The organism is Roseateles sp. P2_H4 (genome assembly GCF_056403315.1).
The window spans coordinates 91717-112996 of record NZ_JBFUFR010000008.1; the positions used below are offsets into that span (position 1 = coordinate 91717).

The 21280-nt window shown below is 66.4% G+C and carries 20 protein-coding genes and 1 tRNA gene; 11 read left to right on the plus strand and 10 right to left on the minus strand.

Annotated features, from left to right (window positions below):
- Window positions 1-3: 3 nt before the first annotated feature.
- From AC1DW3_RS08375 to AC1DW3_RS08385, 3 genes are all read right to left on the minus strand, one after another.
- Complete coding sequence (locus AC1DW3_RS08375; RefSeq protein WP_477930413.1) at window positions 4-2139, minus strand: M3 family metallopeptidase; 2136 nt, start codon at window positions 2137-2139, stop codon at window positions 4-6.
- A 98-nt stretch (window positions 2140-2237) separates the two neighbouring features.
- Window positions 2238-2846, minus strand: coding sequence for a lytic transglycosylase domain-containing protein (locus tag AC1DW3_RS08380; RefSeq protein ID WP_477930415.1), 609 nt, complete (start codon window positions 2844-2846; stop codon window positions 2238-2240).
- Complete coding sequence (locus AC1DW3_RS08385) at window positions 2843-4588, minus strand: proline--tRNA ligase (protein ID WP_477930417.1); 1746 nt, start codon at window positions 4586-4588, stop codon at window positions 2843-2845. Before AC1DW3_RS08385 ends, AC1DW3_RS08380 begins: the two co-directional genes overlap by 4 nt.
- A 140-nt stretch (window positions 4589-4728) precedes the next feature.
- On the opposite strand from AC1DW3_RS08385, the gene AC1DW3_RS08390 reads away from it, so the two are divergent.
- Window positions 4729-5331 (plus strand): RNA pyrophosphohydrolase, encoded by a 603-nt coding sequence (locus tag AC1DW3_RS08390; RefSeq protein ID WP_477930419.1) that lies wholly within the window; start codon window positions 4729-4731, stop codon window positions 5329-5331.
- A 4-nt stretch (window positions 5332-5335) separates the two neighbouring features.
- Here the strand turns inward: AC1DW3_RS08390 and proB are convergent, their stop codons facing one another.
- The 4 genes from proB to rplU form a co-directional block, all read right to left on the minus strand.
- A complete protein-coding gene (proB, locus tag AC1DW3_RS08395) occupies window positions 5336-6451 on the minus strand; it encodes a glutamate 5-kinase (RefSeq protein WP_477930421.1) in 1116 nt (371 codons plus the stop codon).
- The gene (gene obgE / locus AC1DW3_RS08400; protein WP_477930423.1) at window positions 6448-7512 is read right to left on the minus strand and encodes a GTPase ObgE; all 1065 of its coding nucleotides are present in this window, start codon (window positions 7510-7512) and stop codon (window positions 6448-6450) included. Before obgE ends, proB begins: the two co-directional genes overlap by 4 nt.
- Before the next feature lie 134 nt (window positions 7513-7646).
- Complete coding sequence (gene rpmA, locus AC1DW3_RS08405; protein ID WP_477930425.1) at window positions 7647-7910, minus strand: 50S ribosomal protein L27; 264 nt, start codon at window positions 7908-7910, stop codon at window positions 7647-7649.
- A 34-nt stretch (window positions 7911-7944) separates the two neighbouring features.
- A complete protein-coding gene (gene rplU / locus AC1DW3_RS08410; protein WP_476789767.1) occupies window positions 7945-8256 on the minus strand; it encodes a 50S ribosomal protein L21 in 312 nt (103 codons plus the stop codon).
- A gap of 301 nt (window positions 8257-8557) precedes the next feature.
- Here rplU and ispB point away from each other — a divergent pair, with 301 nt between their 5' ends.
- The 8 genes from ispB (at window position 8558) to AC1DW3_RS08450 (ending at window position 15334) form a co-directional block, all read left to right on the plus strand.
- Entirely contained in the window at window positions 8558-9553 is a 996-nt protein-coding gene (gene ispB / locus AC1DW3_RS08415) for an octaprenyl diphosphate synthase (RefSeq protein ID WP_477930427.1), read from the plus strand.
- 25 nt (window positions 9554-9578) lie between these two features.
- Window positions 9579-9655, plus strand: a tRNA-Pro gene (locus AC1DW3_RS08420).
- A 221-nt stretch (window positions 9656-9876) separates the two neighbouring features.
- Window positions 9877-11544, plus strand: coding sequence for a type IV-A pilus assembly ATPase PilB (pilB, locus tag AC1DW3_RS08425; protein WP_477930596.1), 1668 nt, complete (start codon window positions 9877-9879; stop codon window positions 11542-11544).
- A gap of 19 nt (window positions 11545-11563) precedes the next feature.
- Window positions 11564-12787: a type II secretion system F family protein gene (locus AC1DW3_RS08430; RefSeq protein WP_477930429.1), complete on the plus strand. Its 1224-nt coding sequence runs from the start codon at window positions 11564-11566 to the stop codon at window positions 12785-12787.
- A 2-nt stretch (window positions 12788-12789) separates the two neighbouring features.
- Window positions 12790-13719, plus strand: a complete 930-nt coding sequence (locus AC1DW3_RS08435; protein ID WP_477930431.1) for a prepilin peptidase — start codon at window positions 12790-12792, stop codon at window positions 13717-13719.
- A 7-nt stretch (window positions 13720-13726) separates the two neighbouring features.
- Window positions 13727-14332, plus strand: coding sequence for a dephospho-CoA kinase (gene coaE / locus AC1DW3_RS08440; RefSeq protein ID WP_477930433.1), 606 nt, complete (start codon window positions 13727-13729; stop codon window positions 14330-14332).
- Between the two features lie 23 nt (window positions 14333-14355).
- A complete protein-coding gene (zapD, locus tag AC1DW3_RS08445; RefSeq protein ID WP_477930435.1) occupies window positions 14356-15111 on the plus strand; it encodes a cell division protein ZapD in 756 nt (251 codons plus the stop codon).
- 7 nt (window positions 15112-15118) lie between these two features.
- Window positions 15119-15334, plus strand: a complete 216-nt coding sequence (locus AC1DW3_RS08450; protein ID WP_348014033.1) for a DNA gyrase inhibitor YacG — start codon at window positions 15119-15121, stop codon at window positions 15332-15334.
- On the opposite strand, the gene AC1DW3_RS08455 is transcribed toward AC1DW3_RS08450, so the two are convergent.
- From AC1DW3_RS08455 to tal, 3 genes are read right to left on the minus strand one after another with little or no spacing between them, the layout of a single operon-like run.
- Complete coding sequence (locus tag AC1DW3_RS08455) at window positions 15331-15951, minus strand: HAD family hydrolase (protein ID WP_477930437.1); 621 nt, start codon at window positions 15949-15951, stop codon at window positions 15331-15333. The two genes, AC1DW3_RS08450 and AC1DW3_RS08455, sit on opposite strands and share 4 nt — an antisense overlap.
- Entirely contained in the window at window positions 15948-17567 is a 1620-nt protein-coding gene (pgi, locus tag AC1DW3_RS08460) for a glucose-6-phosphate isomerase (protein ID WP_477930439.1), read from the minus strand. Before pgi ends, AC1DW3_RS08455 begins: the two co-directional genes overlap by 4 nt.
- 2 nt (window positions 17568-17569) lie before the next feature.
- Entirely contained in the window at window positions 17570-18511 is a 942-nt protein-coding gene (tal, locus tag AC1DW3_RS08465; RefSeq protein ID WP_477930441.1) for a transaldolase, read from the minus strand.
- Between the two features lie 375 nt (window positions 18512-18886).
- Between tal and zwf the strand changes: the two genes are divergently transcribed.
- Together zwf and AC1DW3_RS08475 are read left to right on the plus strand one after the other, a co-directional pair.
- The gene (gene zwf / locus AC1DW3_RS08470) at window positions 18887-20332 is read left to right on the plus strand and encodes a glucose-6-phosphate dehydrogenase (RefSeq protein WP_477930443.1); all 1446 of its coding nucleotides are present in this window, start codon (window positions 18887-18889) and stop codon (window positions 20330-20332) included.
- Window positions 20333-20417: 85 nt separating this feature from the next.
- Window positions 20418-21278 (plus strand): MurR/RpiR family transcriptional regulator, encoded by an 861-nt coding sequence (locus AC1DW3_RS08475; protein ID WP_477930598.1) that lies wholly within the window; start codon window positions 20418-20420, stop codon window positions 21276-21278.
- The last annotated feature ends 2 nt before the right edge of the window (window positions 21279-21280 follow it).

Below are 21280 nucleotides of genomic sequence, written 5' to 3' on the forward strand. Positions count from 1 at the left end.
TGCTCAGGGCTTCTGCACGACCAGGCCGCGGCGTTCCAGCAGCGGCTTGATGTCGGGCTCATGCCCGACCAGGTTGCGGAACAGCACCATCGCATCCTCGCTGCCGCCACGCGACAACAGCTTCGCGCGCAGTGCGTCGCCGTTGGCACGCTTGAGGCCGCCATGGGCCTTCAGCCATTCCACGGTGTCGGCGTCCAGCACCTCGCTCCAGATGTAGGCGTAGTAGCCAGCCGAGTAGCCGCCCATGATGTGGCTGAAGTAGGGCAGACGGTAGCGCGGCGGCACCGGGCCGAAGGCGATGCCCTCGTCCTTCAGCACCTTGGCCTCGAAGGCCATGACGCCGTCCGCGGCCGGCACCTCACCGGCCTTGAGCTGGTGCAGGCGCTGGTCGACGATGGCCGCGCCGAGATAGGACAGCGTCGTGTAGCCCTGGTTGAAACGCTTGGCACGCGCCACCTTGTCGAGCAGCTCGCGCGGCATGGGTGCGCCGGTCTGGTAGTGCTTGGCGTAATTGGCCAGCACGCTGGGCCAGTCGGCCCAGACCTCGTTGACCTGCGAGGGGTATTCGACGAAGTCACGCGGCACGCGGGAGAGGCCCGGATACAGGCCCTTGTTGAACATGCCATGCAGCGCGTGGCCGAACTCGTGGAACAGCGTGTTGACCTCGTCCCAGGTCAGCAGCGTCGGCTCGCCGGCGGGTGGCTTGGGGATGTTGAGGTGGTTGGCGACGACGGGGGAAGTGCCCTCCAGCGGGTTCTGGCCGACATAGGCGTTCATCCACGCACCGCCGCGTTTGCTCGGGCGGGCGTAGAGGTCGGCGATGAAGATGGCGAGCTGCTTGCCGTCGCTGTCGAAGACGTCGTAGGTGCGCACGTCGTCGCGGTAGACCGGCAGGTCGGTGCGGCGCTTGAAGCTGATGCCGTAGAGCTGGTTGGCGGCGTAGAAGACGCCCTTCTCCAACACGCTGGTGAGCTCCAGATAGGGCTTGAGCTGGCTCTCGTCGAAGCCGTACTTGGCGGCGCGCAGCTTCTCGGAGTAGTAGCTCCAGTCCCAGGGCTGCAGCGCGAAGCTGGGCTGCTTCTTGGCGGCTTGGTCGGTGTCGATGAGCTTCTGCAGTTCGGCCGCTTCCTGTCTGGCGGAGGCGACGGCGGCCGGCCCGAGCTTGCCGAGCATGGCGTTGACGGCTTCGGCCGATTTGGCCGTTTCTTCCTCCAGCACATAGGCGGCCGGCGTGGCATAGCCCAGCAGGGCGGCGCGCTCCTGGCGCAGCGTCATCACGCGCGACACGATGCCCGTCGTGTCATTGGCATTGCCGCGGCTGCCGCGGGCGACCGAGGCCAAATGCAGGCGTTCGCGCAGCGCGCGGTTCTGCAGCTCGGTCTCGGGCGGCTGGATGGTGGTGTTCAGCAGCGTCAGCAGGTATTTGCCTTCCAGGCCCTTCTTCTTGGCCGCCTCCGAGGCGGCGGAGATCTGGGCCGGTGTCAGGCCGGCCAGCTCCTCGGCGCTGTCGACGACGAGAGCCGAGTCATTGACCTCGGCCAGCACCGCTCGGTTGAAGCGCGCGCCCAGCGTCGCCACTTCGGCATTGATGGCCTTCATGCGCACCTTCTGCTCATCGCTCAGCTGGGCGCCGGCGCGCACCATGTCACGGCGGTAGCGCTCGATGAGGCGCGTGCCCTGGGCGTTGGGCGCCGCCGTGGTGCGTGCCGCATACAAGGCCTCGATGCGTGCGAACAGCTTGGGGTTGAGCAGCACCGCGTCGCGATGCGCGGCGAGCTTGGCGGCGTAGTCGGTCTGCAGCTGCTGGCGGGCCGGGTTGGCATCGGCGCCGATCAGGCTGAACAGCAGCGTGGAGGTGCGGCCCAGCAGCCGGCCGCTCTTCTCCCACGCGATGATGGTGTTGTCGAAGGTGGGCGCCGCGGGGTTGTCCGCAATGGCCTGGATCTCGGCCAGTTGCTCGGCCATGCCCTTGTCCAGGGCCGGGCCGAAATGTTCGTCCCTCACCTTGTCGAACTGCGGGTATTGCAGCGGCAGCGGGCTTGGCGCGAAGAGGGGGTTGTCCGTGGACTGGGCCCAGCTCAGGCTGGTGGCCAGCAGCGTGGTGAGAAGAAGGGGCGCAAAGCGTTTGGCAGCGTGCATCGGCGGCTTGTCTTGTGGACGAAACCGCCAAGCCTAACGCGCCAATCAACCCCAGCCACAAGCCACGCCGGGTAAGCCCTGAGGGCTTTACTGGCCCTTCACTTCTCGCCCGGCAGCAGCCACTGCCGACGTGCGGCAAACACGGCGTTCGGGTACTCGGGCTTGCCGCGGCTGCCGTTGTAGCGCCCCAGCGCGAGGTACATATCGCCCTTCTCGCGGTCCAGGTAGTGGCGCAGGATGACGCAGCCAAAACGCAGGTTGCTCTGCATGTGGAAGAGGCTCGCGGCGTCGCCGTCGCCGATCAGCTTGGCCCAGAAGGGCATGACCTGCATATAGCCGCGCGCGCCGGCAATGCTGATGGCGTATTTGCGAAAGCCGCTCTCCACCTGCACGAGGCCGAGCACCAGGCTGGGCTCCAGGCCCGCGCGCTTGGCTTCGTACCAGACCGTCTCGAGGAACTCGATGCGGATCTGCGCCTCGGTCTTGCGCTTCTTCAGCCGCTCGCTCATGGCGCCCAGCCAGCGCAGATAGGCCATGCGCTCGTCGATCTGGCTGGCATCGAACCTGGGGCGCGGCGGCGCGCTCTGCGCGATGGACGCGCTCAGCGCCGAGCGCATCGAATCCGCCAGCGGCTCCTCGACCTGGGCGCCCGCCCGCGCCGCCAACGGCGCGGCGAGCAGGCTGGACAGCAGCAGCCGGCGCTTCAAAGCTTGAGCAGGCCCTTCAGATGGCCGACCACATCGTTGACGCCCAGCTTGGTCGCGGCTTCATCGCGGCGGCCCTGGTACTCGACCTGGCCTTCCTTCAGGCCACGGTCGCCCAGCACGACGCGGTGCGGCACGCCGATCAGCTCCCAGTCCGCGAACATCGCACCGGGGCGCTCGCCGCGGTCGTCCAGCAGCACGTCCACGCCCAGCGCCTTCAGCTCTTCGTAGAGCTTGTCAGCAGCAGCCTTGACGTCGGCGCTGCGGTCCGCGCCGATGGGGCAGATGACGACCGTGAACGGCGCGATGGCGTCCGGCCAGATGATGCCGCGCGCATCGTGGTTCTGCTCGATGGCGGCACCCAGGATGCGCGTCACGCCGATGCCATAGCAGCCCATCTCCATCAGCTTGGGCTTGCCGTTCTCGTCCAGGAAGTTCGCGTTCATCGCGGACGAGTACTTGGTGCCGAGATAGAAGACATGGCCGACCTCGATGCCGCGCTGGATGGCGAGCAGGCCCTTGCCGTCGGGCGAGGGGTCGCCGGCGACGACATTGCGGATGTCGGCGACGACATCGGGCTCGGGCAGGTCGCGGCCCCAGTTGGCGCCGGTGAAGTGGAAGTCTGCTTCGTTGGCGCCGCAGACGAAGTCACTCATGACAGCGACGGTGCGGTCGGCGACGATCTTCAGCGGCTGCTTCAAGCCGATGGGGCCGAGGTAGCCGGGCTTGCAGCCGAAGTGGGCGTCGATCTCGCCGCCCGTCGCGAAGCGGAAGCCGCCCTTCAGGCCTTCGACCTTGCCGGCCTTGACCTCGTTCAGGTCGTGGTCGCCACGCACCAGCAGCAGCCAGACCTGGGTCTTGACGATGTTGCCGTCCTTGTCGAGCTCATCGGTGGCCAGCACCAGGGACTTCACCGTCTGGGCCAGCGGCAGGTTCAGCAGCAGCGCGACCTCGGCGCAGGTGGCCTTGCCGGGCGTGGGCGTCTTGCTCAGCGCCTGCAGGGCAGCGGCGCGGCCAGGCAGCAGGGCCACGGCTTCCGCGAGCTCCATGTTGGCCGCGTAGTCGCTGGTCGGGCAGTAGACGATGGCGTCCTCGCCGGTGTCCGCGATGACCTGGAACTCATGCGAGCGGTCGCCGCCGATGGCGCCGGTGTCCGCCGCGACGGCGCGGTATTGCAGGCCGAAGCGGTCGAAGATCTTGCAGTAGGCCGCGTACATGTTCTCGTAGCTGCGGCCGGCCGACTCCACGTCACGGTCGAAGGAATAGGCATCCTTCATCGTGAACTCGCGGCCACGCATCAGGCCGAAGCGCGGGCGGCGCTCGTCGCGGAACTTGGTCTGGATGTGATAGAAATTTTTCGGCAGCTGGCGGTAGCTGCGCAGCTCCTGGCGAGCGATGTCGGTGATGACTTCCTCGCTGGTCGGCTGGACGATGAAGTCGCGGCCATGGCGGTCCTTCACGCGCAGCAGTTCGGGGCCCATCTTGTCGAAGCGGCCAGTTTCCTGCCACAGCTCGGCAGGCTGGATGACGGGCATCAGGCACTCGACGGCGCCGGCCGCATCCATCTCCTCGCGAATGATCTTCTCGACCTTGCGGATGACGCGAAGCCCCATCGGCATGTAGTTGTAAATGCCGGCGCCCAGGCGCTTGATCATGCCGGCGCGCATCATCAGCTTGTGGCTGACGACCTCGGCATCGGCGGGCGCTTCCTTGAGGGTGGAGACGAAAAACTGGGAGGCTTTCATGGGCAAACCAAATGCGAAGGCCGGGTGAAAACCCGGCCGAAGTCACGACAAAACAGAGGCAAATCTTCGGGTTAGCGAGGGCGCTGTGGCAATCGCGGCCCGATGCAATAATCGAACCAACTAGAGATTTGAGGTTGATTATGCTCGACCGTGAAGGCTTCCGCCCCAACGTCGGCATCATCCTGCTCAACCAACGCAACGAGGTGTTCTGGGGCAAGCGCATCCGGACGCACTCGTGGCAGTTCCCGCAAGGGGGCATCAAGCACGGTGAAACGCCTGAGCAGGCGATGTTCCGAGAGCTCCACGAAGAGGTGGGGCTCATACCAGAGCATGTGCGCATCATCGCGAGAACACGCGACTGGCTGCGCTATGAGGTGCCCGAGCACTTCATCCGGCGCGATGCGCGCGGCCACTATCGCGGCCAGAAACAGATCTGGTTCCTGCTGCAGATGGTGGGCCGCGACTGCGACATGAATCTGCGCGCCACCGACCACCCCGAGTTCGACGCCTGGCGCTGGAACGAGTACTGGGTGCCACTCGAGGCCGTCATCGAGTTCAAGCGCGGCGTCTACGAGATGGCGCTGACGGAGCTGGCGCGCTATCTGCCGCGCATCAACCACCACAACCGCTATCTGCGCGCCGGCATGCGGCCGGCGCATCGGGAGCGCAACAGCGGGCCGATGCCTTTGGAGGCGCCGGTGGAGACGACTGCGTCACCACCGGACGGCGAGCCAACGAGCTGAGCTCCTAGCGGAGCACCAGGTTGTCTCTGTGGATAAGTTCAGGCTCTGCTGCGTAACCGAGCAGGGCCTCGAACTCCGACGACGGCTTGCGCGCGATCAATCGCGCTTCCGACGCTGAATAGTTGGCCAGGCCACGGGCCAGCTCAACGCCTTCGGCCGTCTGCACGGCGATGACATCGCCGCGGTGGAAGCCGCCCTGCACTTCGACGACACCGATGGGCAGCAGGCTCTTGCCTTCGTCACGCAGCTTGATCGCCGCGCCGGCATCGACCTTGACGGCCCCGCGCAGTTGCAGGTGATCAACCATCCACTGCTTGCGCGCCGCCAGCTTGGGCGTTGCTGCGTGCAGGGCCGTCCCGATGGCCTCGCCCCGCGCCAGTCGCAGCAGCACGTCGGGCTCGCGCCCCCAGGCGATCACGGTGCCGGCGCCGCTGCCCGCAGCGCGCTTGGCGGCCAGGATCTTGGTGATCATGCCGCCGCGGCCGAGGCTGGAGCCCGCGCCGCCGGCCATGCGCTCCAGCTCAGGGTCACCGGCCTGGGCCGTGTCGATGAAGCGGGCAGAAGGGTCCTTGCGCGGGTCGGCTGAATACAGGCCGCGCTGGTCGGTCAGGATGACGAGGGCGTCGGCCTCGACGAGGTTGGCGACGAGCGCACCCAGCGTGTCGTTGTCGCCGAACTTGATCTCGTCGTTGACGACGGTGTCGTTCTCGTTGATGACCGGCAGCACGCGATGCGCCAGCAGCGTCAGCAGCGTCGAGCGGGCATTGAGATAACGCTCGCGGTCGGCCAGGTCGGCGTGGGTCAGCAGCACCTGGGCGCTGGCCATGCCTTGGGCGCTGAGCTGGCTCTCGTACATCTGCGCCAGGCCCATCTGGCCGACGGCGGCGGCGGCCTGCAACTCATGCAGCTCTTTGGGGCGCGTCGCCCAACCGAGGCGCTTCATGCCCTCGGCGATGGCGCCGCTGGACACCATGATCAGCTCACGCCCTTCGTTGGCCAATGCCGCCAGTTGACGGCTCCAGTTCGCGATCGCTTCGGCGTCAACGCCCCGGCCCTCGTTGGTGACGAGGCTGGAACCGACTTTGACAACGATGCGGCGCGCGCTGGAGAGCAGGGTCATTCTGTGGTGTCGGGGGCGTCGAAGCGGACGTCGCGGTCCTCGACCACCTTCTGCTCGGCGGCAACGTGGTCGTAGATGGCGTGGATGAGGGGCTGGCAGCCCTCGCGCGTCAGCGCGGAAATCTTGAAGACCGGGCCCTTCCACTTGTAGCGCTTGACGAAGTCCTTCACGCGGGCTTCGCGCTCTTCCTCGGGCACCATGTCCAGCTTGTTGAGCACCAGCCAGCGCGGCTTGTCATGCAACTCGGGGTCGTACTTCTTGAGCTCGGCGACGATCGCCTTGGCTTCCTTGACGGGGTCGACTTCGGGGTCGAAGGGGGCCAGGTCAACGACGTGCAGCAAGAGGCGCGTGCGCTGCAGATGGCGCAGGAACTGGTGGCCCAGGCCGGCCCCCTCCGCTGCACCTTCGATGAGGCCTGGAATGTCGGCCACGACGAAGCTCTTCTCCGGCGCAACGCGCACGACGCCGAGGTTGGGATGCAGCGTCGTGAACGGATAGTCCGCAATCTTGGGCTTGGCGTTCGAAATGGCCGTGATCAGCGTCGACTTGCCGGCGTTGGGCTGGCCCAGCAGGCCGACATCGGCCAGCACGCGCAACTCCATGCGGATCTTCTTGATCTCGCCCGGCCAACCCGGCGTCTTCTGACGCGGCGCCCGGTTCGTCGAGGTCTTGAAATGGAGGTTGCCGAAACCGCCGTCGCCGCCCTTGCAGATCAGGATGCGGTGACCCGGCTCCAGCAGTTCTCCGATGACGGACTCGGTTTCGAGGTCGGTGATGATGGTGCCGACCGGCACGCGCAGCACGATGTCGTCGGCCGCCGCACCGAAGCAGTCCGAACCACGGCCGGCCTCGCCGTTGCGGGCCTCGTGGCGGCGCGCATAGCGGTAGTCGATCAGCGTGTTGAGATTGCGGTCAGCCTCGGCCCAGACGCTGCCGCCCTTGCCGCCGTCGCCACCGTCGGGGCCACCGAAGGGGATGAACTTTTCGCGGCGAAAGCTCGCGCAGCCAGCGCCACCGTTACCGGCGGCGACATCGATGGTGGCTTCGTCAACGAATTTCATGGCGGGTGGGCCATCGTAATGGCTGGGTTGCAACCGGTGCACCGTCGTGTGGCGCACCAGACTTCAGAAATGACAAAGCCCCGGCGAGCCGGGGCTTCGGATATCGGGCGATGTTGTCGCCCGAACTGCCGACCTTAGGCGGCCAGCGGCGTCACGACGACCGTCGAGCGGCTGTTGGCGCCCTTGACGGTGAAGCTGACGTGGCCATCGACCAGCGCGAACAGCGTGTGGTCCTTGCCGATGCCGACGTTCACACCGGGGTGGAACTTGGTGCCGCGCTGGCGAACGATGATCGAACCAGCGGAGATCAGTTCACCGCCGTAAGCCTTGACGCCCAGCATCTTGGGCTTGGAGTCGCGGCCGTTCCGTGTAGAACCGCCGCCCTTTTTCTGTGCCATGTTTAGCTCCTAGAAATTAGCGAAAGAAGAGGGATCAGCCGTTGACCGCGCTGATTTCCAGCTCGGTGTAGTTCTGGCGATGGCCCTGGCTCTTCTTGTAGTGCTTGCGACGGCGCATCTTGAAGATGCGAACCTTGTCGTGCTTGCCGTGGCTGACGACCTTGGCGCTGACGGTAGCGCCGGCGACCAGCGGAGCGCCGACCGTCAGGCCGTCACCGCTGCCAACTGCCAGCACCTGGTCGATGGTGACCTCGGCGCCGACTTCCGCGTCGAGCAACTCGACCTTGATCTTTTCACCAGCAGCAACCTTGTATTGCTTGCCGCCGGTTTTGATGACCGCGTACATATTCATCCTTCCGTACCTCGGGGGTACATTCACCCGGCTCCAGCGGCTCAGGTGCCAGCATCACGCTGAGCACCGCCGCCCTCGTCGGGCCTTTTTGTCGGTTTTGATCTCTCGGCAGATCACACACCAAAGGCGCACGAGCCGCAAAGAGCCCACGAGTATACCCTGAGCCTCAACCGGAAGGCAATTGCGCCGCCGCCAGGGCGCGTGCAAGCCCCGTGACAACTGCCCACAACGCCAAGCCCGTGAGGGGGCAGACAGCGTTTCTATAATCGCCGGATTCCTTGACTGAGAGTCCAGAGTGAGCGTCGAGTCTGCCTCGCCCCCGTCCCAAGTTGCCGAGGTACTCGCCCTGCTGGCCGCCGAAATGGCCCAGGTCGACGCTGTCATCGCCCAGCGCCTCTCTTCCGATGTGGCGCTGATCGACCAGATCGCCCACTACATCGTGCATGCCGGCGGCAAGCGCATGCGCCCCAAGCTCGTGCTGCTGTTTGCGAATGCCCTCGGCTTCGACAAGCCCGCGCGCTTCGAACTGGCCGCCGTCGTCGAGTTCATCCACACGGCGACCCTGCTGCACGACGACGTCGTCGACGAGTCTTCGCTGCGCCGCGGCAAGCCGACGGCCAACGCCCTGTTCGGCAACGCGGCGAGCGTGCTGGTCGGCGACTTCCTTTACTCGCGCGCCTTCCAGATGATGGTGTCGGTCGACCGCATGCGCGTGCTGGAAGTGCTGGCCGAAGCCACCAACGTCATCGCCGAGGGCGAGGTCCTGCAGTTGATGAACATGCACGACCCCGACATCACCGTGGAAAGCTATCTGCGCGTGATCCGGTTCAAGACCGCCAAGCTCTTCGAGGCCAGCGCCCGCCTGGGCGCGGTGCTCGCCAATGCGTCGCCCGAGGTCGAAGAAGCCTGCGCTGCCTACGGACGGGCCTTGGGAACAGCCTTCCAGCTCATCGACGACGTACTGGACTACGAGGGCGATGCCCTGGAACTCGGCAAGAACATCGGCGACGACCTGCGCGAGGGCAAGACGACGCTGCCGCTGTTGATCGCGATGGAGCGCGCAACGCCCGATCAGCGCGCCCTGCTGCGCCACGCGATCGAGGAAGGCGAACAGGAAAAGCTGCAGGACATCGTCGCCATCGTGCGCTCGACCGGCGCGCTGCAGTCGACGCGGGAGGCCGCCCGCACCGAAGCGCGGCACGCGGCCGACTGCCTCAGCCATCTGCCTCCAAACAAGTGGACCGAATCTCTGCTAGAATTCGCAATTCAGTCGGTTGAGCGTCACTCCTGAAAAAGAGGAGCTCAGCGGAAGACATCGGGGTGTAGCTTAGCCTGGTAGAGCGCTACGTTCGGGACGTAGAGGCCGGAGGTTCGAATCCTCTCACCCCGACCAGATCTTCCATCATTGCCCCTCGGGACGAGGGTCGTGAAAACCGACACAGGCGCCGCAAGAGTGACCTGAAATCCTGACGTTATCCCTGGAAATCGTTTGCCGCGAGTGCGGCTTGCGGCTGGCACAATCAGCAGACTTCGCTCTTTCCGTCGTCGACGCAACTGCCTGTGGAAACCACGCTCGCCGAGCCGCTCCAGTCCTCCCTGTCGGGGGTTGCGCGCATGCTGGTGCATGCGGGCAAGCTCCCAGCCAAGGCGGCCGAAGATCTCGTCAAACAGGCGAGAGAAAAGAAGACCAGCTTTGTCAACGCGGTGATCGCGAGCGGCCAGGTCTCGCCCGTCGATCTCGCGCACACGCTGTCCAGCGCACTGGCCTTGCCGCTGCTGGATCTGTCCGCGATGGACCCGCAGCGCATGCCGCAGAACGTCATCGACGCCAAGCTGGCCCTGCAGTACCAGGTTGTCGCCCTGTCCCGGCGCGGCAATCGTCTCTTCGTCGGCGGCGCCGACCCCACCGACCTGGAAGTCATCGAACGCATCAAGTTCGCGACCCAGTTGCAGCCGGAATGGGTCATCGTCGAGCACGACAAGCTGGCGAAGATGCTGTCCAGCACCAGCGCGAGTGCCACCGAGTCGCTGGAGAGCATCGCCGGCGGCGACTTCGACTTCGACATCGCCGAGGAAGATGCGACGCCGCAGCAGGAGTCGGCGGAGCTGGCAGACGTCGAGGACGCACCGGTCGTGCGCTTCCTGCAGAAGATGCTGGTCGACGCGATCAATCTGCGCGCCTCGGACTTGCATTTCGAGCCCTACGAATTCCATTACCGCGTGCGCTTCCGCGTTGACGGCGAGCTGCGCGAAATCACGCAGCCGCCCATCGCGATCAAGGACAAGCTGGCCTCGCGCATCAAGGTGATTTCGCGCCTGGACATCTCCGAGAAGCGCGTGCCCCAGGACGGGCGCATGAAGCTGAAGTTCGGCAGCAAGTCCATCGACTTCCGCGTCAGCACCCTGCCCACCCTCTTCGGCGAAAAGATCGTCATCCGTATCCTGGACTCCTCCTCGGCCAAGCTGGGCATCGAGGCGCTGGGCTACGAGAAGATCGAGAAGGATCGCCTGCTCGCCTGCATCTACCGCCCTTACGGCATGGTGCTGGTGACCGGGCCGACGGGTTCCGGCAAGACGGTGTCGCTCTACACCTGCCTGAACATCCTGAACCAGCCCGGCGTCAACATCGCGACCGTGGAAGACCCGGCCGAAATCAACCTGCCCGGCATCAATCAGGTCAACGTCAACGACAAGGCCGGCCTGAACTTCGCGGCCGCGCTGAAGTCCTTCCTGCGCCAGGATCCGGACATCATCATGGTCGGCGAAATCCGCGACCTGGAGACGGCCGACATCGCGATCAAGGCCGCGCAGACCGGCCATATGGTCATGTCGACGCTGCACACCAACGACGCACCCAAGACGCTGACCCGCCTGCTCAACATGGGCGTGGCGCCGTTCAACATCGCGTCCAGCGTGCTGCTCATCACGGCCCAGCGCCTGGTGCGCCGGCTGTGCGAGAACTGCAAGCAGCAGGCCGACTATCCGCGTGAGGCCCTGATCAAGGCCGGCTTCGTCGAGGACGACTTCGACGGCAGCTGGAAGACCTACCGTGCCGTCGGCTGCAGCAACTGCACAAATGGTTACCGCGGCCGTGTCGGTCTTTACCAAGTCATGCCGATCACGGAAGACATTCAACGCATCATCCTGGCTGAGGGAACGGCGATGGACATCGCCGATCAGGCCAAGAAGGAAGGCGTGCGCGATCTGCGCCAATCCGGCTTGGTGAAGGTACGCCTCGGCGTTACGACGCTGGAAGAAGTGCTGGCCGCCACCAACGAATAATCAGTCTCGAGGAGAGCGCATGGCTACTGCCACCGCTGCAGCAAAGGGCGTCAAGGACTTCGTCTTCGAGTGGGAAGGCAAGGACCGCAACGGCAAGATCGTCAGAGGTGAACTGCGTGCCGGCGGCGAAGCCATGGTCAGCGCCACCCTGCGCCGCCAGGGCATCCTGGTCAACAAGGTCAAGAAGCGCCGCGCCAGCGGCGGCAGCGCGATCAAGCAGAAGGACATCGCCATCTTCACGCGTCAATTGGCGACGATGATGCGCGCCGGCGTGCCGCTGCTGCAGTCCTTCGACATCGTGGCTCGTGGCGCGACCAACCCGCGCCTCACGCGGTTGCTGAACGACATCCGCCAGGACGTCGAGACCGGCACCAGCCTGTCGTCGGCCTTCCGCAAGCACCCGATGTATTTCGACGCGCTGTACTGCAACCTCGTCGAGGCGGGTGAGTCGGGCGGTATTCTGGAAGCGCTGCTGGACCGGCTGGCCGTCTATCAGGAAAAGACCGTCGCCATCAAGAACAAGATCAAGTCGGCGCTGACCTACCCCATCGCCGTCATGGTCGTGGCCTTCATCGTCGTCGCCGTCATCATGATCTTCGTCGTGCCGGCCTTCGAGGACGTATTCAAGTCCTTCGGCGCCGACCTGCCTGCACCCACGCTGTTCATCATCGCGCTGTCGAAATTCTTCGTCTCCTACTGGTGGGCCATCTTCGGCAGCATCGGTGGCGGCATCTATTTCTTCCTGCAGACCTGGAAACGCTCGGTGCCGATGCAAAAGCGCATGGACCGCCTGTTGCTGAAGGTGCCCGTCTTCGGCGACCTCATGTACAAATCGGCCATCGCGCGCTGGACCCGCACGCTGTCGACGATGTTCGCGGCCGGCGTCCCGCTCGTCGAGGCTCTGGACTCCGTGGGCGGCGCGTCGGGCAACGCGGTGTTCGCGGAAGCCACCGAGCAGATCCAGCGTGACGTCTCCACCGGCGCCGCGCTGACCACGTCGATGCAGACGACGGGCATCTTCCCGACCATGGTGCTGCAGATGTCGTCCATCGGCGAGGAATCCGGCTCGCTGGACCACATGCTGGCCAAGGCCGCCGAGTTCTACGAGGACGAGGTCGATGAGGCGGTCAAGGCCCTGTCCAGCCTGATGGAGCCCTTCATCATCGTCATCCTGGGCGGCCTGATCGGTGGCATCGTCGTGTCGATGTACCTGCCGATCTTCAAGCTCGGCCAGGTGGTTTGAGAATGGTGGTTGACTACAGCCAGCTGCTGTCACCCTGGGCCCTTGGCCTCTTCGGCCTGTGCATCGGCAGTTTCCTGAATGTCGTCATCCACCGCCTGCCGCTGATCCTGGAGCGCCAGTGGCTGCATGAGTCGGCCGCGCAGCTGACCGACGCGCCGGCGATGGCGCGCGTCGCCGGCGTGCCCCTGCCCGAGGCGGAAAAGCTGGCCAAGGCCGTCGACGCCTATGGCACCAAGATCGAGGCCCTGCCGCCCTTCAGCATCGCCGCGCCGCGTTCGCGCTGCCCCCACTGCGGCCACCAACTGCGCTGGCATGAGAACCTGCCCGTCGTCGGCTGGCTGCGCCTGGGTGGCAAGTGCGCGTCCTGCAAGGCGCCGATCTCCAAGCGCTATCCCATCGTCGAGGCCGTCACCGGCATTGCCTTCGCCGCGCTGTCATGGCGCTTCGGCGCCCAGCCGACGACGCTGCTGTGGTGCGGCTTCGTCGCCGCTCTGATCGCGCTGGCGATGATCGACTGGGACACCACGCTGCTGCCCGATGCGATCAACCAGCCCCTGCTCTGGGCCGGCCTGATCGCCGCGCTGATGGGCTGGACCATCCCGCTGGACAAGGCCCTGATCGGCACGCTGGCTGGCTATCTGTCGCTGTGGTCGGTCTACTGGGTGTTCAAGCTCCTCACCAAGAAAGAGGGCATGGGCTACGGCGACTTCAAGCTGCTGGCCGCCCTGGGCGCCTGGCTGGGCTGGCAGATGATCCTGCCCATCGTGCTGGGCGCGTCGGCCATAGGCGCCGTCATCGGCATCATCATGAAGATGAATGCCGGCCTGCGCGAGGGCCGCTATGTGCCCTTCGGCCCCTTCCTGGCAGGCGGTGGCCTCGTCGTGCTGTTTGCCGGTCAGCCGACCGTGCTGGGCTGGCTCGGCTGGACCTGACGCCTTGATGAGGGTCGGCCTGACCGGCGGTATCGGCAGCGGCAAGAGCACTGTTGCCGGTTTTCTGCGCGAAGCCGGGGCCGCCATCATCGACACCGACGCCATCTCCCGCGCGCTGACCGCTCCTGGCGGCGCCGCCATGGCCGCTGTCGCCCAGCAGTTCGGCGCTGATTTCGTCGGCGCCGACGGCGCCCTTGACCGCGACCGCATGCGCGCCCTCGCCTTCTCGGACGCGGCCGCCAAACGTCGGCTCGAGTCCATCCTGCATCCGCTGATCACCGCTGAAGCGCTGGCCCAGGCGGATGCCGCCACGGCACCCCTGCTCGTCTTCGACGTGCCCCTGCTCGTCGAATCCACGCGCTGGCGGCCTCGCCTGGCCCGCGTGCTCGTCGTCGATTGCTCGGCACAGACCCAGTTCGAGCGCGTGCAACAGCGCCCGGGCTGGACGCGTGAGCGCATCGCGGGCGCCATCGCCGCGCAGACGACGCGGGAGGCGCGCCGCGCCGCGGCCGACGCCGTGCTGCTGAACGATGGGATGCCGCTTGTTGCGCTCAGAAACGAAGTTCTCGACCTGGCCGAGCGCTGGGGCTGTGGAACAATCGCCCGGCCCTGACCGCAGTCCATCCCGAGGCCCCATTGGTCCTGTACGAGTACCCGTTCAACGAAAGCATCCGCACGATGCTTCGCCTCGAGCATCTGTTCGACCGCCTCGGTACGCTGATGTCGCGCGAGTCCGCGCTGGACCATCATTTCGCCCTGGTCACGCTGTTCGAGATCATGGACGTCGCCTCCCGCGCCGACCTCAAGAGCGACCTGCTCAAGGAGCTCGAGAAGCACAAAGCGCAATTCGTGGGCTACCGCGGCAGCCCCGGCCTCGATGAGGCCCGCCTGGACGAAGTCGTCGCCCGCATCGATGGCGCCTTCCAGCGCCTGAACGCGCTGTCCGGCAAGGCCGGCGCGACGCTGACGGGCAACGAGTGGCTGATGAGCATCCGCAGCCGCATCAGCATCCCCGGCGGCACCTGCGAGTTCGACCTGCCGGCCTACTACAACTGGCAGCAACTGCTGCCGGTGCGCCGCCGCAAGGATCTGATGACCTGGGCCCAGACGCTGATGCCGCTGGCCGAGGCCCTGCAGGTGCTGCTCGGCCTGCTGCGCGACTCCGGCGCGCCGCACAAGGTGGCGGCCACCGCGGGCCAGTTCCAGCAGAGCCTGCCGGCCGGTCGCGTCTACCAGCTGCTGCGCATGCGCATCGACCCCAGCCTCGGGCTGATCCCCGAGATCTCCGGCCACCGGCTGATGATCTCCATCCGCCTGATGCGCCAGGACGAGGAAGGCCGGCTCAAGCTGGCCCAGGAAGACAGCGGCTTCGAGCTCGCCCTTTGCCAGTAAAGAGCCCATGAAGACGAATGCACAAGGCGAGCGCATCGTGCGCTGCCCCCAATGCGGCGGCGACAGCGTGTTCGCGCCCAGCAACAAGTGGCGGCCTTTCTGCAGCGAGCGCTGCCGTCAGATCGACCTCGGCGCCTGGGCCAGCGAGTCCTTCCGCGTGCCGGCCACGCCGCCTCAAAACCCCGATGAATACGGGCCGGACGGCGAGCCGCTGGTGCACTAAGCGTTCAGCAAGCGCCGCGACACCAGCTCACGCCGCGCACTCGCGGCATCGGTGAACAAAAAGGCCTGCCAGTCGCGCGCCAGGGCCGCATCGACATTGGCCGGATGGTCGTCCAGGAACAGCAGCTCCTGGGGCGGCGCATTGAAATGACGCTCGGCCATGGCGAAGATCTCCGCGCCAGGCTTGATCTGCTTGGCGCGGCCCGAGAACAGACCCGACTCGAACCATTCGTTTAGCGGAAAGGTCCTGCTGAGATGGTCCGCATAGGGCTCGGGCATGTTGGACAGGAAGTGCAGCGTGTGCCCCGCCGCACGCAGGTCGCGGATCAGCACGACGGTGGCCGGGATGGCCATCAACTCATCCGGCACGGCACGCACCACGGCCTCGACCTCGCCGCGCGGCCAGCCGGTGCGGGCCGAGATGCGGCGCACGACCTCGGCCGCACCGATCAGGCCCTGGTCGAACAGGCCCCAGTCACCACCATAGTTCTGGAAGAAGGTTGCCGCGGCAGCGGCGCCCTGCTCCAGCGTCTCGATGCGGTGCGGCCAGAGGCGCGCGAGGAAGCTTGCCGGGTGCCAGCGGAACACCACGCCGCCGAAATCGAAGACGATCTTCATGCGGCCACCAAGCGCTTCAGCAGACCGGCCGTCGAGCCGTCCAGGCCCGCCGTGTCGCCGGACTCGAGGCGCGGCAGCAATTGGTTGCACAGCGCCTTGCCCAGCTCGACGCCCCATTGGTCGAAGCTGTTGATGCCCCACAACGCGCCGGTCACGAAGACACGGTGTTCGTAGAGAGCGATGAGCGCACCGAGCGAACGCGGCGTCAACGCGTCCAGCACGAGGGTCGTGCTCGGGCGGTTGCCGGGGAAGCTGCGGTGGCGGGACAGCACCTCGCGGTCCAGCGTGGCGGAGGCGGTCGGCGCCTTCTCGGTCAGCGCCTCGGCGGCCGTCTTGCCCTGCATCAAGGCCTGGCTCTGCGCCAGACAGTTGGCCAGCAGCTTGCGATGCTGGTCGGCCAGCTTCTCGGCCAGCTCACCGCTCACGCCGTGGTTGGGACGCTTCACGGCGATGAATTCGACCGGGATGACGTCGGTGCCCTGGTGCAGCATCTGGAAGTAGGCATGCTGGCCATTGGTGCCGGCCTCGCCCCAGATGACCGGCGAGGTGCCGATAGCCAGCGCGTTGCCGTCCAGGTCCACGCCCTTGCCGTTGCTCTCCATCTCCAGCTGCTGCAGATAGGCCGGCAGACGGCGCAGGCCCTGGTGGTAGGGCGCGACGCTGCGGCTCGTGAAGCCGTGGAAATTGCGGTACCAGATGTCGACGAGACCCAGCAGCACGGGCAGGTTCTGTTCGAGCGGCGTGGACGCGAAGTGCTCGTCCATCGCATGCGCGCCGGCCAGCAGCGCGCGGAAGTTGTCGGCGCCGACGGCAATGGCGATAGGCAGGCCGATGACCGACCACAGCGAGTAGCGGCCGCCGACCCAGTCCCAGAAACCGAAGGCCGTGTCGATGCCGAAGGCCGCGGCGGCGGCCGTATTGCTGCTGGTCGCGACGAAGTGGCGGGCGATGTCCCTGCCGCCCGCGGCCAGGAACCAGGCCTTGGCGGCCTGGGCGTTGGCCAGCGTCTCCTGCGTCGTGAAGGTCTTGGACGCGATGACGAACAGCGTGTGCTTCGCATCCAGCCCCGCCAGCACGGGCGCCAGATCATGGCCGTCGACGTTGGACACGAAATGCAGTTTCAGGTCGCGCCGGCCGAAGGCCTGCAGCGCCTGCACGACCATGGCCGGACCCAGGTCGCTGCCGCCGATGCCGATGTGCACGACGTCGGTGATCTCACCGCGCTCACCAGCCCGCACGCTCTCGGCAAAAGCCAGCATCGCGTCAAGCGAGGCCTGCACCTCGGCGTTGAAAGGCGCGTCGCTGCCGGCCGGCGCGCGCAGCGCCGTGTGCAGCACCGCGCGGCCTTCGGTGTGGTTGACCGGATCGCCGCGCAGCAAGGCATCGCGGCGCGCCTCGAGGCCGCAATCGCGGGCCAGCTTCAGCAACAGGGCCAACGTGGGCGTGTCGATGCGGTTCTTGGACAGATCGGCGAAGACCTCGGGCGCTTCGAAGGACAGCGCGCCGAAGCGACCCGCGTCAGCCTTGAAAGCTTCACGGATGTCGAAGCCGCGACCCGTCGCGGCATGGTGGGCTTGAAGTTCGGCCCAGACGGCAGACAGGTCGCAGCGCTTCATGATCAGGCGGCCTCGATGAGCTTGTCGAGCTTGCCGGCGTCGACGGCGAACAGGCGGATGCCCTCGGCCAGCTTCTCGGTCGCCATCGCGTCCTCGTTGAGCGCGAAGCGGAAGGCGGCCTCGTCGAGATGGATGGCCGGCGTCGCAGCCGTCTTGGCCGGGTCGAGGGCGCGCTCGAGCTGGGCATCCGTCGCCTGCAACTGGGCCAGCAGATCGGGGCTGATGGTCAGCAGGTCGCAGCCGGCCAGCGCCTGGATCTGGCCGATGTTGCGGAAGCTCGCGCCCATGACCTCGGTCTTGATGCCATGCTGCTTGAAGTAGGCGTAGATCTGGCTCACCGACTTCACGCCCGGGTCGTTGACGCCGGCCATTGCAGCTTCGTCCCACGCAGCCCCGGCCGACTTCTTGTACCAGTCGTAGATGCGGCCCACGAAGGGCGAGATCAGCTGCACCTTGGCTTCACCGCAGGCCACGGCCTGGGCGAAGGCGAACAGCAGCGTCAGATTGCAGCGGATGCCTTCGCGCTCCAGCTCGGCAGCGGCCTCGATGCCTTCCCACGTGGACGCCAGCTTGATCAGCACGCGCTCGCGGCCAATGCCGGCGGCTTCGTACAAGCCAATGATGCGGCGGGCACGCGCCAGGCTGGCGGCCTTGTCGAAGCTCAGGCGCGCATCGACCTCGGTCGACACGCGGCCCGGCACGACCTTGAGGATCTCCAGGCCGAAGCGCACCAACACCCGGTCGACGATCTCGTCGAGCGCCTTGCCACGATGGGCTTCGACGGTTTCCTTCAGCAGCGGCGCGTAATCTGGCGACTGCACCGCCTTCAGGATCAACGAAGGATTGGTCGTCGCATCCCGCGGCGCGAACTGCGCGAGCTGCAGGAAGTTGCCGGTATCGGCCACCACGGTGGTGAAGGATTTGAGCTGGTCGAGCTGGTTCATGACGAGGGTCTGTTCAGATGACGGGGTTCGGTGCGAGAGGGTTAGCGCGGGTGCAGGGCTAGGCGCCGCGCTGAAGCCCGGGCTGGTTGCCCGGGCAWGGCGCGCAACGACGTCGTGCGCCCGCGCCAACCCTCTCCCGAAGGGTTGGCACTCAAAAGCCTGCGTGCGGCGTTGCGAAACCTCGCTGGGGCGGCACCCCAGCTTCGTTTCGCGCCTTGCTCGCAGGCTTTTGAGTGGCAACGCATCCGATCCCCGTCATCTGAACAGGCCCCGGCCGGATTGACCCGGCGAAGAAACTGCTGCATAGTATTTCACGAAACTTAGTTACACAACGGTTAGCCTCTCATGGGAGATGCTGGCCTGGAGACCCCGCAAATGTCTTTCGATCTCGTGTTCTTTGGCGGCACCGGCGACCTGACTTGGCGCAAGCTGATGCCCGCGCTGTTCCAGGCCTTCCGGCACGGCAAGCTGCCCGAAGGCGGTCGTATTCTCGCCGTCGCGCGTGACGACCAGACCGACGAACGCTACCGCGAATGGCTGAAGGAGCGCTTCCGCGAAGTGGACGGCGCCAAGCGGCCGAGCGACGAGGAATTCGAGCGCTTCGCCGCGCTGATCCACTACCGCCGCATGGACCTGTCCCAGCCCGAGCACTACCAGGGGCTCAAGGACTGGCTGGATGCGCGCAATGCCGACACCGTCGTGCTCTACCTCGCCACCAGCCCGCATCTGTTCACCGGCATCTGCCAGCAGCTCGGCGCCGTGGGGCTGAACCACGCCAAGGTCCGCGTCGTGCTCGAGAAGCCGCTGGGCCACGACCTGGCCAGCGCCCAGGAGATCAATCGAGCGGTGCGCAGCGTGTTCGCCGAAAGCCAGGCCTTCCGCATCGACCACTACCTCGGCAAGCCCTCGGTGCAGAACCTGATGGCGCTGCGCTTCGGCAATGCGCTGTTCGAGCCGCTGTGGCGCCGCGAGAGCATCGCCAACATCCAGATCACGCTGGCCGAGCGCCTGGGCGTGGGCACGCGGGGGGCCTTCTACGACGGCACCGGCGCGCTGCGCGACATGATCCAGAACCATGCGCTGCAGCTGCTGACGATGATCGCGATGGAGCCGCCGAGCAGCAACGACGCCGACGCCATCCGCGACGAGAAGCTCAAGGTGCTGCGCTCGCTCAAGCCCTTCACGACCGAGAGCGTGGCCCGCGACGTCGTGCGCGGCCAGTACCGCGCCGGCAACATCGAAGGCCAGGCCGTGCCGGGCTACCTGGAAGAGGTCAAGGTACCGCCGGAAAGCCCCTGCGAAACCTTCGTGGCCCTGCGCACCGAGATCAACAACTGGCGCTGGGCCGGCGTGCCCTTCTACCTGCGCACCGGCAAGCGCCTGGCCGAGCGCGACGCACAGATCGTCGTCAACTTCCGCCCGGTGCCGCACAAGATCTTCGCTGGTGGCAGCCAGCCCAACCGCCTCGTCATCAAGCTGCAGCCCGAGGACGGCCTGGAGCTGCAACTGCTGGCCCAGAAGGGCGCAGGCGCCGGCGAACAGCTGACGCCGGTGTCGCTGGACCTGGACTTCGACAAGGCTTTTGCGACCCAGCGTGTCGGCGCCTACGAGCGCCTGTTGCTGGACGCCATCGCCGGTCGCCTGAATCTCTTCGTGCGCAGCGACGAGCAGGAACAGGCCTGGCGCTGGGTCGAACCCATCCTCGATGCGTGGGCGGCCGATGCGAGCGGCCCGCGTCCCTATTCCGCCGGCTCCTGGGGCCCGGCGGCTGCAAGCGCCTTGGTGGCGCGTGATGGTTTCAGCTGGGCGGAAGAATCATGATGGCCCCCACGCAAACTTCGTTTGCTGCCCCCCGGGGGGGCGCAGACCTCCCTAGGGGCGGCCCGTCGGAAGGTCTGGTATGAGCATCCTCGAACGCGTCAAGGCGGCCCTGCCCGCCCTCCCCCCGGCCGAACAGCGGGTCGCCAAGCTGTTGCTGGCCGATGCGCGCAGCTTCGCCAGCCTGCCCGTCAGCGAGCTGGCCGATCGCTCGCATGTGTCCAAGCCGACGGTGGTGCGCTTCTGCCGCAGCGTCGGCTATGACGGGCTGGCCGACTTCAAGCTGAAGCTGGCCGGCAGCGTCAACGAGGGCGTGCCCTTCGTGCACCGCGCGGTGGACGAGGACGACAAGACGGGCGACATCATCGTCAAGGTGGTCGACAACGCTGTTGCCGCCCTGCTGCACTACCGCAACGACGCCGCCAGCCACGCCTTCGAGCGCGCCATCGACGCGCTGGCCGATTCGGCCCGCCACAACAAGCGCATCGAGTTCTACGGCGTCGGCAACTCCGGCATCGTGGCCCAGGATGCCCAGCACAAGTTCTTCCGCCTCGGCGTGAACACGGTGGCAACCAGCGACGGCCATGTGCAGCTGATGAGCGCCACCATGCTGACGCCGGGCGATTGCGCCGTCATCATCAGCAACTCGGGCCGCAGCCGCGACCTGTTGGACGCCGCGGAGATCGCGCGCAAGAAGGGCGCGACCATCATCATCATCACGGCCAGTGCCTCGCCGCTCGCGCAGATCGCGCTGGGCCCCAGCCAGATCCTGCTGGCGGTGGACCACCCGGAGGACTTTGACCGCTACAGCCCGATGGTGTCGCGGCTGCTGCACCTGATCGCGGTGGACATCCTGACCACGGGCGTGGCGCTGAAGCTGGGCCAGCACCTGCGGCCCATGCTGCAGGAGATCAAGAAGAACCTGCGCGCCAAGCGCTACGCAGGTTAGGG